We start from the raw sequence: 11,974 nt of genomic DNA on the forward strand, positions 1-11,974 counted from the left end.
GGTGAGCAGGCGGTTGCGCTCGTCGTAGGTGGCGGTTTTGTCGGCGGCGCTTGTTCGGTTGCCGGCCGGGTCCCAGGTGTAGGGGGTGACCGTCGTGCCGTCGTTCCACTCGGTGAGGCGGCCCGCCAGGTCGTAGGCGTAGGTGTTGTTGCGGCCGCCCGTGGTGGAGTCGTTCCTGCCGGTCAGGCGGTTGTCGGCGTCGTAGGTGTAGCTGGTTTGCTGCTGGGCGGCGCCTTGTGCGTTGTAGATGGCGTCGTAGGCCAGGCGACCGAAAGGGTCGTAGGAGTATCGGCGGTCCGCGGAAGGCGCGGACCTCGCGGTGGCTTCGCCCGTGGTGGTCGGACGGTAGGTCTCGCCCGTGGGGCGGCCCGCGCTGTCGTAGTCGTACGAGATGGTGCTGTTCGTCTGCGGGTCGACCACGTTGGAGGTGCGGCCCGCCCGGTCGTAGCCGAACTCCGTGGTGCCGGCCGCGTCCACGAGGACTTCTGACCCGCTGCTGATCCGGCCGCCGCGTCATCCCGAGAACAACGGGGTGGCGCGGCGGTTCCGTTCGTGGAAGCAACTCCCGAAGTGAACCAAGAGCGCTTCCCAGGCCGCCGGGGCCAGATCGAGCCTGCCCATGTTGGTGTCCTTGCTGTCGCGGACAGCCAAGTACGGGTAGGGCGCGGCAACTTCGACGCACTCGCCGACCTGCTCCGAGTAGGACGACTTGCGCCAGGTTAGGTGGTACGCGTTCACAGGGATTCCAATCGCTTCTGGATGAGCTCTCGGGACTGGTCCGGAGACAGCGCGCTCTGTTGCAGGAAGTCGAACTTCCTCCGGTATCGCCGGACTTCGCGAGTCGAATCGCGTGACTCCATGCCTCCGTGATACTCGATGAAGAGCATGCCAGGGTCGTTGGATTCCGAGAACGCCATGAGCGTCATGCCACCGATGAACGACGCGGCGGTCCGAGAGAACGGAATGACGTACACACCCACATGAGCGAGTTCCGAGAGCTCCAGGACGTGTCGCAGTTGGCCTCGCAGCACGTCGCGACCGCCGACCTCGACGTGCAGCGTCGCTTCGCCGACCACTGCAGTGAGGGGCACCCCCGGCAGGTCGGTCAACAGTCGTTGCCTGCGCATACGCACCTCGACCAGTGCGTCGATGGTCTCGGGGTCGGCCACGAGCGGGCCTTCGGCAATGATCGCCCGCGCGAACTGCTCGGACTGTAGAAGACCGGGAAAGAGAACCGAGTTCGCCATCCGCAGGTCCGACGCTTCCGCTTCCAGGCCGATGAAGTCCGCGTAGCTCACATTGAGCACGTCGGCGTAATCGGTCCACCACCGACGTACCTGAGTGTCGTCAAGGCACGCCATCAGGGAGTCGAGCGCCTCAGCCTCGACCCCGTACACCGCAGCGAGCTTGCGAAGATCGTGCGCGACCACCGAAATCTTGGCCGTCTCAATGCGGCTGACCTTGGACTTGTTGCCCCATCCACACGCCGCAGCAGCCTCCTCGGCGGACAGACCGGCGTGCCCACGCAGCCTCCTCAACTCTGTGCCGAGCCTTCGGCGTGCGTAGTTCGGCGAGTTCGCCATCGGGACCCCCTGTGCGAGTGCGCGGTCATTTTCGCACTCGAACGAGCGGCACGAAGCATTCCCGCGTGCCTTGACACGAACGAGCTAATGCCAGTTGTCGGCAACGTTGCCCATGCTGCATCGTCACATGCCACAGGGCCACCATGCCCCGTCCCATCGGCAACGGGAGGCATCCAGTGTCAACGCAATCCGACCTCGCCCACCTGATGCGCACACCGGCGGCCCCCGACGTCCTGACCGACGTCCGCTACCGAGCCGTACCCGAGAACGCCCGCCTGGTCCGCAACCTCATCGGCAGCACGGCCGACCTCTACGGAGCGGACACGGACACGGTGGACGACCTCCGCATGTGTGTTTCCGAAGCCTTCAACAACACCGCCGTTCACGCCACCGGCGCCATCGCCCGAGTGCGACTCCTCATCGACCACGTCCACGACCGCTGGGTAGTCGAAGTCGCCGACGACGGCAGCGGCAGCATCCGACTACCGACCCGCAAGGCTGAATCTGTTGTGACGGGCGAGGAACCGGAGGGCGGCTTCGGATTGCACGTCATCAGGGCGACGGCCGACGAGATCGCGGTGAAGTGCAGAGCAGGCGGCAAGACTTTGACGTTCACGGTTTCGAAGCACAGGCGCAGTGACCGGAACTCACACGACTGGTAGACCGCGACGAAGTCGGCGTCCATGGCCTGCACCCGATCGGGCACTGGCAGTGTCGCGCCTTGCTTCGTCTGCATGGCGGCTGGGAGGCCGGGAGGCCCGTCCCGAGCGCTCTCGTACGTGAACCACTAGCCTCGCGCCTCGTGGAGCGGGGCGTCTGACATGCGGTCAGCAAGCAAAAGGGCCCCTGAGCTGGGACGATAGGGCTTGTCGAGAGTCCTGCACGTCACCAGCCAAGAGGCACCTTCGAGGTGAGAAGCAATAGCCGGTCCTACCCGCGTGTGCGGGTCGAGTCGGGTGGTTCGGGTGTCGTCTCGCGGGCCGGTCGCGTCTGGTCACCGCCCCGGCCACCGCCGGGCCGAAGGCGGTGACCGCGATCCGGGCGACCCGCGCGGCGGCGCGGGAACGTGTCGAACCTCGCCGGACCGGCGTCGCCGGTCACGGACGGGCGGTTGACGTTCGACCTCAACGGGGGCCTGGTCACCGCGCACTCCGACAAGGAAGCGCCTGTTCGATGTGGAGGAGGACGTTCGGGTTCCACCCGTTGTGGGCGTTCGCCGACCACGGTCCGCGAGGATCCGGCGAACCTCTCGCGGTGCTGTCGCGGCCCGGGAACGCCGGGTCGAACACGGCGGCCGACCACGTCGAGGTCACCCGTAGGGCCTTGCGCAAGTCCCGAAACGGCACCGGCGGGGCCGGAACACGCTGATACGGACGGAAGCCGTGGGTGGCATCCACGAGTTCCGGTTTCATGTCGGCAGAAGAGGCAGCGGCCTCCGCCTGTGGTGACCTTTTCTCCGCCCGTGCCGTCTGAGGTGGCTCCGAAAAGGGGTCAGGGTAAGAAGATGTCGGTACGCCTACCCGGACCTACTTCCTCTCGATGTTGAGGTTACGATTCGACTCTTCCCAGGCGAAAGAAACCAGCAACTCCTGGATTCGTCTCTGCGAAGAAGAAAGGCGGATCCAATGTTCCGGACAGACCCGCCTCCATGAATTCTGTGAAACTCATGGAATATTCGTGCCAACCATGGTGCCAGTCCAGGATCAGCGAAGGATTCGAGGTTCCGGTAGCCCCTACGCGAAGGAGGAGCTGGTCACCTCGAATCTCGCGTGCAATAGGAATCAGCCACCCGGGCTCCGGGTATATCGGCCATGGGACGAGACTGGGATCCAAGGCTCGAATATCACGGTACGAGTCTGCGGTTTCCTCAATTTCGTGCGACAGGCTCAGACTTTCCGATTCCCTCGGAGCCTTCGGGTGAAAGAAAATCACATGGCCGCGCACCTGTCCTGGTCCATATGCAGACGTGAAAGTTTTGTAGTCGTGGGGTAGGGCAATCTGGAAGTTTGTCTCAAATTCTTCCCAATCTTCTTCGATGTTGTTGTTCAGGGTCGGCCTGCCAAGAAAAGGCAGCATATTCTCGATCATGTGCAGATGACTCCCCTGTTCACGGCCGCGCTTTGCAGGTCCAGATAGATAGCAAGATTCTGGCCTTTACGGTGCCAAGGCGTTGCTCTCCATAGAGGCCATCCGGGACTCACGGCTCACAGGACCGTTGGAGTTGAATTCCTCGGATGGGCTGCGTCGTCCGTAGCGAGTGACGCGGAAAGTCCGCGCGACGGCAACGAAAACTCGGGGCTATTGGAGTAAAGAATGCCGCGGCCGGTCCGTTGTCGATCGTCGAGGTGCCGTACCGGGCGCCACCTCGGTGTGCAGATCAAACCTCGGGCATCATTCTCTAGGCAGCCTCAACGTCTCGCACGCTGCTCAGTCGGAGTTACGTGGTTTTGGGGTTATCGATACGGTAGTGCGCTTCCAGTCGTCGTGATCTTCATCCGCGAGCGTTGTCATGGAAACCCGAATGGTTTTTCCGGTCCACATCGCTTCACGAGCGACACTGGAAACTGACGGCACTTCATGATTCTCTGAAAAGAGCGGAGACCCGAGGAGACCCGTAAGAAGTGCAGAGACCTCGTCGGCGGAATTTGTGTGTTCGTCCAGATAGTCGAGGATGTAATCACTCAGATCATCGCGCCGAAGGCGCAACGCAGGGGGAGGGTCCTCCCCGTAGAGGATCTCGATTTGCTCTATTCCTTCCCGTACTTCAATTTCGCCCCACCGCCAGAGTGATTCTGGTCCGACGAGCGCGGAGAAGCCGCAGGTTCGCAGAGCTGATATTTTGGTGTCCCAGCTGTTGGTGGCCAACTGCTCGATGAGCGCGCCGACGATTTGAGGTTTGTCGCTTTGATGGTACCAATGAGGTTCGGGAAGGGGAACCGAAAAAAGATCGAGGGATCTCGGATCCCGGCAGAGTTTTACCAGGAATTCATCGAACCGACAGTGAAACTCGACCCAGCCTGTACCGCGAATGTATGCTCGAATCTCGGGAATCTTGGCTTCGGGGGCCATGACGAACCATAGGGAATCGCCCACGTCATTGGAACCCCAGGGGGCGGCTCTATGCGGAAGGGTGCCCGAGCGAAGGGCTCTAATTTCTTCGGGACTGAAATCATTGGCGAATCGGGTGGACCAATCTGCTGCTGCGTCTGGAAGCCAGAAATAGAGATAGGAGTCCAGTACTCCTTCTCCGAAAGTCGTCATGAACTCGCGAAAATCTTCCGGGTAGCATTCCATGACTGCTGCAGGGAATGACTGCCAGGCTGCGTGGTGCGTCGGAGTGGCAGGGGATATCCCGGTGATGGAGTAAATATCTTCCATATGCTTCCCCTCCGGTATCTTGGCGGACATTCTGCGCCGATGAGGGTTCCTCTCGCGCTGCACTTCTAAAGCGACGAAATCGACTTGAAAACGGATGCGTCGCCGGGCGCGATATCCTGGATATTCGCGAGGAGCATGGCTCTGTTGGCAATATCCTTCAAAATTCCGATCATGGGGTCGGCTACGGGTGTGCCACGCGGTCTTCCGCGACGAGTCGGCGCACATGGACTTCGCGTTCTCGGTGGTGGAGACGGTCCGGGCCTAGGAGCCCGACCTCTTCGACGACGAACTCGCAGACGACGTGCGACGGATGCTCGTGGAGGCGGAGACGGCCTTCGCCGAGGACCTGCTCCAGGGCGGCGTGTCGGGCATGACGGTCGCGGACATGCGCTCGTACCTGGAACACGTCGCGGATCGGCGGCTGGCGCAGCTCGGGATGGCCCCGCTGTACGGCTCGTCGAACCCGTTCGGCTTCATGGAGTTGCAAGACGTCCAGGAACTCTCCAACTTCTTCGAACGCAAGGTCTCGGCCTACCATGTCGCCGTCACCGGCTCGGTCTCGTTCGACGAGGACTTCTGAGACCCGATCATCCACATTGACCGAACCTGCCGCGTCATTCCGAAATCGGGGTGGCGCGGCGGTTCGGTCCGTGCGTCCTCAAGATGCCTGCACCCGATTGAGCAACGCCTGCCAGGCAGCGGGAGCGACCCGGACCTTGCCGGAGGCGGGGTCTTTGCTGTCACGTACCGCCAAGTCGGGGTAGGGCGAGGCAACTTCGACGCACTCCCCAACCTGCTCGGAGTAGGACGACTTGCGCCAGGCGACTTGCTGACCGTTCACAGGGATTCCAATCTTTGCCGGACGAGGTCGCGGGACTGTTCAGGAGACAGCGCGCTCTGTTGCAGATATTCGAACTTCCGCCGGTATCGACGGACTTCGCGTGTCGACTCGCGCGACTCCATACCTCCTTGGTACTCGATGGAGAGCATGCCAGGATCGCCCGTATCCGAGAACGTCATGAGCGTCATGCCACCGATGAAGGACGCGGCGGTCCGGGAGAACGGGATCACCTGCAATGCCACGTGCGCGAGCGCCGAGACGTCCAGAACATGGCGCATCGGCGCCGGGAGGTGTGGGGTACTGAAGGTGCTGGTCTCGTGGGGTGTTGTGCGGTTGGAGAGTAGGCCGTGGCCGACCCGGCCGCCTCACCATGGCGCAGGTCGTGGCCACGATCACCACCAACACCTACACGTACAACGACCGCGGACAGTTGCTGACCTCGGCCGGCTCGTCCGGCAGTTCCCAGTACACCTGGGACGCAGAAGCCCAGTTGACCAAGCGCGTCGACGCGGCGGGCACCACGCAGTTCGGCTACAACGGCGCGGGCCACACCACCAACGTGGTCGACCCGCAGACGAACAACACCATCGCGTACACCTACGACGCCGACAACCGCCTGACCGGCAAGAACGACGCCACCACCAGCGGCCGCAACAACACCTACACGTACGACCTCACCGGGCGCCTCACCCAATGGAACGACGGCACGACGGCCACCCCCTATACCTGGGACCCGGTCGGCAACCGAACCAGCGCCGCCGACGAAACCGCCACCTACGACGAGCGCAACCGCCTGCTCACCGCCGGAACCACCACCTACGGCTACACCGCACGCGGCTCCCGCTCCACCATCACCACCCCGACCGAGACCAAGCCCCTCACGTTCGACGCGTTCGAGCAGATGGTCCAAGACGGCGGCGCCACCTACACCTACGACGCGCAGGCCCGCATGATCAAGCGCGACGGCCAAGCAGGCTTCGCCTACGACGGCCCGACCAACAACCTCGTGGCAGACGGCACCACGAAGTTCACCCGAGGCCCCGGCGGCGACCTCATCTCCACCGGCAACGGCACCGCGGCCCAACTCGCGATCACCGACCAACACGGCGACGTCACCGCCACCTTGGACCCCACCACCAAAACCCGCACCAGCTCCACGACCTACGACCCCTTCGGCCAAATCACCACCCAAACAGGCCCCAAACCCGGCCTCGGCTACCAAGGCGCCTGGACCGACCCCACCACCGGCCACGTCAACATGGCCAGCCGCTGGTACGACCCCACAAACGGCGGCTTCGACAGCCGAGACACCTGGACCCTCGACCCAACCCCCTCCGGCAACGCCAACCGCTACGCCTACGCAGGCGGCGACCCGCTGACGAACACCGACCCGACTGGCCATTTCATCCCGGTCGTGATAGCCGTCATCGGCGCCGGAGCCAGGGCCTGCGCCAGGAGTAAGGCATGCCGCGACAAAGCGGCCAATGTCGTCAAGGGCGGATCGAAGAAGGGCGGAAAACAAAAGCCCGCAAAGCGCAAGGACAGGGACGCCGACGAACCCGACTTCCCCGAGCAGGACCAAGGGAGTCGCACCGACTACTTCGACTGGGGCTCCATCGGCTCATACTGCCCCGGCTCCTGCGACATGAGCATGGGCTACACCCCGCCGACCAGCGCCCCGACAACCAGTGCTCCCCCGTCCGCCACCACACCACCGCGGACGTGGACCCCTCCCCGCACCAAAGTCCCGCCCCGCAGCAGCACCCCCAAAACCACCTATAAGCCCAGGCCCCGCCCAAAAGCCCCGATAAAGCCCAAACCAAAACCCCATGTCCCCACAGCTCCAAAGTCCCGCCCCCCGACCCCGTCAACACCCGTCAAGGATCCCACGCTCGAGATCATCAAGGCCGTCCTGGAGGGAGTACGTGCTCTAAATGAGGTACAGAACGCTGCACCACAACAAGTAGATCCGCTCTCACCCCCGAACTGGCAAATCGATGGGGAAACGGGTATATCCGACGCCAGAAAGGGCGATGCGGACTACTCAGCGAACACCGGCTTGTACTTGTCGGAAGATAGTGCTGCACTGCTGCACATCGATTCATTCGACGACACGACTTCTGCAGATGGATGCTCGGCTTCCAAGCCTTGGGTTTACTACCAGCCGATCGACGAGTACGACCGCGCCACAGGGGTCCAAGCCTGTCTGACGAGCGGGTCGATCGATAGCTTCGGCCGAAAGAAGCAGGTTGATTTCGGCAAGCGGACCACGATCATCGGCTCGGACACAGACAGAAGCGGTAGCGCGGACCCCCCCCGGCTATAGGGCTGGTCTTCAGCGTGGGCATCTGCTCGGGCTTCAACTCGGGGGGTCCGGAGTTGAACTCCGTAACCTCGTACCCATCGAGAAACTTGCCAACAGTCCAGTAATGCGAGCCTGTGAAAAGCGCGTCAAAACAGCTCTGGAGGGGGGCGATCAGGTCTACTACACGTCCCGACCTATATACGATGGCGTCGATCCGATACCGACCGGAATCCGAATCACTGCGCGTGGAAGAACGGTCAATTTCGACGAGACGATAAAGAACGTCAACAATAGTCGGCACAATCCGTGCTAATCCCGGAAAACGATAAGGTAAAATGGATTAGGAAATAGGCCCCCTACGCCTCGCAAGCCGCACACGATCTCATGGTTGCAGACGCAGGCGACCGAGCTCATGTGCTTGTCGCAAGTAGCCGCGATTGCAACGGAGAGATAACGTGGACTGGGTACTCAAACTCGAGAGTTTTTTCCGACCAGGGGCAGAATTGCGCAAGGATCACGATTGGAGGTCGGTGGAAGCGCGACTTGGAACTCAATTGCCCTTGGATTACAAGAAACTGGTCGAGACTTTCGGGTTGGGTGAGTTCAGTGGCTATATGGGAGTACTAGTCCCCGACGTCGTCAATCCGCGACTTGATTTGCTCGCCAGCGCTGAATTGGAAGGTCGGGAAAACGGAGATACAGATGCAACGCGTCTATATCCTCCGTTCGATGTGTACCCCCAGTCCGGCGGCCTTCTGTGTTGGTCGTTCTGCGGATATGGTCAGTCATTCTTGTGGAAAACTGACTCGGCCGATCCCGAGAAATGGCCTGTCGTCGTCTACGCGGACGACGACACCAAATGGTTCGAATTCGAAGGTGGCGCAGCCGAGCTCCTATACAGAGTCTTCACCGAAGAAATCACCGTCGATGTGATTCCAGAGATCGGTGGTGACGAGGGAGCCCAGATTTGGGAGCCCATCTTCCGCCCGATCTCAGAGAGCGATCGGAATTTTCGCTAGGTACTGGCCGAATATTGTTAGAGACCTGACTCGACTGGTGCTGTTATCCGCCCAATGGGCCCGAACGGCCTCTCCCGCATGGTGCCGGGCTCGGTCACCGACCGGAGACTGATTCGCCAACTGCTCCGGATCAACTGGACGTTCGACTGCCCGCCCGATGATGTTGGTCTGGGAGAAATCTCGGCAGTCAACGGATGCTGGCCTTCGCCGGACGCGTCGACTGGCTGAGCCTGGTCTCCCTACCGCCATAGCTTCCGATCTCAACCCTGTCGAAGGCACTACCTGGCCGAGCGGCAACACCGTCTGACGATAGGAGCGGAAGCCCGGGCACAGGGTCACAGCAGGATCCGGGTGTGGCCCGGGCGACGGGCGTCAGCGAGGCGACCATGCTCGGCCACCTTCCTCGCCGGCGCAAGGACGCCGGCACCGCTGCGGCTCCGCTTCCCGGCTCGCCGAGTTCAGGGCTCGAGGCTCTTGGCTCGTCATCGAGGATGCATCACCGGTCTGTGAGCTCCGCGTTCCGTGGTCGTGGCACGAAGAAATGGCGAAAGCGAGGTTGGAGAGGTTGAGCAGGAACTGCTGCCGGGTCGTGCCGCGATTCGAGCCGGCGCAGACGTATTGCCGAGTCGGTGCGGCGGAAGCGGAACTCCTGGTTGCGTGGGATCGGCGGGATGTGGTCGAGCGCCGACCATTCCCTTTCTTGCTGTTGGTCAGGGGCGTGGGGTGGGGGACGACGAGGGGCCGGTGGTGTTGGTTTCGACCGAGGTGAGGCGGCCCTGGTCGTCGAAGGTGACGTTCACTGTGGAGGTCCCGGCAGGTGGGCGGTGATGTGGGCGGGGACGGCGGTCTGGGGTGCGCCGTGGTGGGCGAAGTAGCCTGCTACGACGGGGCGTGCGGGCCGCCTACGGCTTGGGCTCCGGTGATCAGGGCGCGGGGGAGGGCCCGCAGGTCGGGTGCCGCGCGGGGGTGCGTGGGTCGTCCGGGACCAGGTGCAAACGGCCGTCGGGGTTGGCTTGGATGCCCAGGTAGCCTGGCGCGCCGAGTATGCCCATCGCGCCGAAGGCGAGGGTTTCGGCCGCCATGCGGGGATTGTCGAACGCCGGCAGGCCTACGATTTCGTCGGTGAACTCGCGGATGCCGTGGTCGTGTCCGAACCTGCGCACCGCCTCCGCCGCGCCGACTACCGGTGTGCCCCGCGAACCGGGGTTGGCCCAGTCCCACAGCCACGAGTGATCCGACAGGTCGTAACTGCCGAGCGCGGAGACGTACTCGCTCGGTAGCTTTCCTGGGGGCGCGGGTTTTGTGGTTGCGCTTCGAGTGGCTACGGCTTGTCGGTGTTCGCTGCGGATTCCGTCTCGGCCAGGGCCAGGGCTTGTTGGTGGCCGAAGAGGCCCGGGAGGCCGCCCGAGTGGAGGAAGATCGTGCGTTGGCCCGGTTTGATGTCGCCGTCCTTGACGGCCGGGGTCAGGCCGGCCAGGGCTCGGCTGGTGTAGGTCGGGTCGAGGAGGATGCCTTCCGTGCGGGCGGCGAGGGTCAAGGCGGTGGTGGCCTGTGGGGTCAACGTGGGGAGCCGGCGCCCACTTGGTCCGGGCGTACGCGTAGGGACTCCGGGGGGTGCGGGGTGCCGGACAGGAGGGCGCAGACCGTTTGGGTCGGATGGTCGACGGCGCCGACGTGGATGCCCAGGACTCGTTCGGGGCCCAGGGTGTCCACCAGGCCGGCCATGGTGCCGCCTGAGCCGAGGGCGGTGACGACCGTGGTCAGGTCGGGGGCCTGGGCCAGGAGTTCGCGGCCGCATTCGGCGTAGCCTCGGGCCGCGAGTCGGGTTGAGCCGCCGAAGGGGATGACGGCCGGGACCGCTCCTTGGGCGCGTAGGCGTTCGGCGACTTCGTGTGCGGCGGCTTGGAGGTCCGTACCGCCGGCCCATTCGATGTGGGCGCCGAGGAGGCCGTCGAGGGTGAGGTTGCCCGAGGTGGAGGCGCCGGGATCGCCGCTCAGGACGAGGACGACCTCGAGGCCGAGGCGGGCGCCGGCCGCTGCGGTGAGCCGGGCGTGGTTGCTCTGCGGGCCGCCCGTGGCGACGAGGACCGTGGCGCCTTCGGCGAGGGCGGCGGCGCAGGTCCATTCGAGCTTGCGGACCTTGTTGCCGCCGGCGCCCAGGCCGGTGAGGTCGTCGCGTTTGATCCACAGGTCGTCCGGGGTGAGGCCGAGCGCCGTGGCCAGCCTCGGGGCGGGCTCCAGGGGAGTCGGCCAGGTTCCGAGGATTGCGTGATGCGGCGTGTGGCGGTCCTGGGGCATGGTCGTCACCTTGGATTGTCGAGTCTGGGGTTGGGGCTGGGGTTGTCGGCCGGCGGACCGTCTCCGGCTACGTGTTGCGCGGCGGAGCGGGGGCGGACTTGGCCAAAGTAATTGCGTGCTTGCCTCGTCGTCGGGTCGACACACTGGTGGGCATGGCCATCGCACTGCATCACATCGTCGTCGACACACATGACCTGCCCGGGCTTGCCCGGTTCTGGACGAGCGTGTTGGGCTGGCAGGTTCTCTCCGAGCGCGAGCGGGAAGTGGTGATCGGGCCCGATCCCGGTGCGCCGGTGGGGATGTGCTTCATGCCCGTGACGGACCGGAAGACCGGCAAGAACCGGTTGCACCTGGATCTCACGACGGGTGCGGGGCCGGGGGAGCGCGAAGCGGAGATCGAGCGGGTGATCGCGCTCGGGGCGCGGCGGGTGGATGTCGGGCAAACCGGTGACGAGTCGTGGACCGTCCTCGCCGACCCTGAGGGCAACGAGTTTTGCGTGGTTCGGCCGAAGGCGACGTTGATCGGCTGAGGGGGTCGAGGGGGCGAGGG

At 63.8% G+C, this 11,974-nt stretch carries 14 protein-coding genes and 1 pseudogene; 5 read left to right on the forward strand and 10 right to left on the reverse strand.

Annotation, left to right across the window (positions count from 1 at the left end; translation table 11 throughout):
• The 3 genes from GT354_RS19100 to GT354_RS19110 all read right to left on the reverse strand — a co-directional run.
• Window positions 1-477 (reverse strand): hypothetical protein (locus GT354_RS19100; RefSeq protein ID WP_161357511.1); only part of this gene is annotated, 477 nt, incomplete at its 3' end.
• Between the two features lie 36 nt (window positions 478-513).
• The gene (locus tag GT354_RS19105; RefSeq protein ID WP_346012081.1) at window positions 514-738 is read right to left on the reverse strand and encodes a DUF397 domain-containing protein; all 225 of its coding nucleotides are present in this window, start codon (window positions 736-738) and stop codon (window positions 514-516) included.
• Window positions 735-1,583, reverse strand: a complete 849-nt coding sequence (locus GT354_RS19110) for a helix-turn-helix transcriptional regulator (RefSeq protein WP_161357512.1) — start codon at window positions 1,581-1,583, stop codon at window positions 735-737. The genes GT354_RS19105 and GT354_RS19110 overlap by 4 nt, the downstream gene beginning before the upstream one ends.
• 176 nt (window positions 1,584-1,759) lie before the next feature.
• Here GT354_RS19110 and GT354_RS19115 point away from each other — a divergent pair, with 176 nt between their 5' ends.
• Window positions 1,760-2,245 (forward strand): ATP-binding protein, encoded by a 486-nt coding sequence (locus GT354_RS19115; protein WP_161357513.1) that lies wholly within the window; start codon window positions 1,760-1,762, stop codon window positions 2,243-2,245.
• 886 nt (window positions 2,246-3,131) lie between these two features.
• On the opposite strand, the gene GT354_RS19120 is transcribed toward GT354_RS19115, so the two are convergent.
• Entirely contained in the window at window positions 3,132-3,671 is a 540-nt protein-coding gene (locus GT354_RS19120) for an SMI1/KNR4 family protein (RefSeq protein WP_161357514.1), read from the reverse strand.
• Between the two features lie 339 nt (window positions 3,672-4,010).
• Complete coding sequence (locus GT354_RS19125) at window positions 4,011-4,961, reverse strand: SMI1/KNR4 family protein (RefSeq protein ID WP_161357515.1); 951 nt, start codon at window positions 4,959-4,961, stop codon at window positions 4,011-4,013.
• A 193-nt stretch (window positions 4,962-5,154) separates the two neighbouring features.
• On the opposite strand from GT354_RS19125, the pseudogene GT354_RS19130 reads away from it, so the two are divergent.
• Window positions 5,155-5,541, forward strand: a pseudogene (locus GT354_RS19130) (ribonucleotide-diphosphate reductase subunit beta); the annotation flags it as partial.
• A 78-nt stretch (window positions 5,542-5,619) separates the two neighbouring features.
• On the opposite strand, the gene GT354_RS19135 reads toward GT354_RS19130, so the two are convergent.
• Window positions 5,620-5,802 carry a DUF397 domain-containing protein gene (locus tag GT354_RS19135; protein WP_346012082.1) on the reverse strand — a complete coding sequence of 61 codons (183 nt, stop codon included), beginning with the start codon at window positions 5,800-5,802 and terminating at the stop codon, window positions 5,620-5,622.
• Window positions 5,799-6,080 (reverse strand): Scr1 family TA system antitoxin-like transcriptional regulator, encoded by a 282-nt coding sequence (locus GT354_RS19140; RefSeq protein WP_161357516.1) that lies wholly within the window; start codon window positions 6,078-6,080, stop codon window positions 5,799-5,801. The genes GT354_RS19135 and GT354_RS19140 overlap by 4 nt, the downstream gene beginning before the upstream one ends.
• 104 nt (window positions 6,081-6,184) lie before the next feature.
• On the opposite strand from GT354_RS19140, the gene GT354_RS19145 reads away from it, so the two are divergent.
• Window positions 6,185-8,128: an RHS repeat-associated core domain-containing protein gene (locus GT354_RS19145; RefSeq protein ID WP_161357517.1), complete on the forward strand. Its 1,944-nt coding sequence runs from the start codon at window positions 6,185-6,187 to the stop codon at window positions 8,126-8,128.
• Between the two features lie 434 nt (window positions 8,129-8,562).
• Window positions 8,563-9,126 (forward strand): SMI1/KNR4 family protein, encoded by a 564-nt coding sequence (locus GT354_RS19155; RefSeq protein WP_161357519.1) that lies wholly within the window; start codon window positions 8,563-8,565, stop codon window positions 9,124-9,126.
• Between the two features lie 923 nt (window positions 9,127-10,049).
• Here the strand turns inward: GT354_RS19155 and GT354_RS56560 are convergent.
• From GT354_RS56560 to GT354_RS19165, 3 genes are read right to left on the reverse strand one after another with little or no spacing between them, the layout of a single operon-like run.
• On the reverse strand, window positions 10,050-10,475 hold the full coding sequence (locus tag GT354_RS56560) for a DUF6882 domain-containing protein (protein ID WP_346012085.1): 426 nt from the start codon (window positions 10,473-10,475) through the stop codon (window positions 10,050-10,052).
• Window positions 10,448-10,687 (reverse strand): hypothetical protein, encoded by a 240-nt coding sequence (locus GT354_RS56565; protein WP_346012083.1) that lies wholly within the window; start codon window positions 10,685-10,687, stop codon window positions 10,448-10,450. Before GT354_RS56565 ends, GT354_RS56560 begins: the two co-directional genes overlap by 28 nt.
• A complete protein-coding gene (locus GT354_RS19165; protein WP_346012084.1) occupies window positions 10,684-11,424 on the reverse strand; it encodes a pyridoxal-phosphate dependent enzyme in 741 nt (246 codons plus the stop codon). The genes GT354_RS56565 and GT354_RS19165 overlap by 4 nt, the downstream gene beginning before the upstream one ends.
• 152 nt (window positions 11,425-11,576) lie before the next feature.
• Here GT354_RS19165 and GT354_RS19170 point away from each other — a divergent pair, with 152 nt between their 5' ends.
• Entirely contained in the window at window positions 11,577-11,954 is a 378-nt protein-coding gene (locus GT354_RS19170) for a VOC family protein (protein WP_161357521.1), read from the forward strand.
• Window positions 11,955-11,974 lie beyond the last annotated feature (20 nt).

This window comes from Streptomyces sp. SID3343, assembly GCF_009865215.1.
Taxonomy (GTDB): Bacteria; Actinomycetota; Actinomycetes; order Streptomycetales; family Streptomycetaceae; genus Embleya.

Excerpts from the sequence above, each read along its gene's own strand:
- GT354_RS19110 (WP_161357512.1), bottom strand. The coding sequence starts at position 1,583 with ATGGCGAACTCGCCGAACTACGCACGCCGAAGGCTCGGCACAGAGTTG.
- GT354_RS19170 (WP_161357521.1), top strand. The coding sequence starts at position 11,577 with ATGGCCATCGCACTGCATCACATCGTCGTCGACACACATGACCTGCCC.
- GT354_RS19120 (WP_161357514.1), bottom strand. The coding sequence starts at position 3,671 with ATGATCGAGAATATGCTGCCTTTTCTTGGCAGGCCGACCCTGAACAAC.
- GT354_RS19140 (WP_161357516.1), bottom strand. The coding sequence starts at position 6,080 with ATGCGCCATGTTCTGGACGTCTCGGCGCTCGCGCACGTGGCATTGCAG.
- GT354_RS19165 (WP_346012084.1), bottom strand. The coding sequence starts at position 11,424 with ATGCCCCAGGACCGCCACACGCCGCATCACGCAATCCTCGGAACCTGG.
- GT354_RS19125 (WP_161357515.1), bottom strand. The coding sequence starts at position 4,961 with ATGGAAGATATTTACTCCATCACCGGGATATCCCCTGCCACTCCGACG.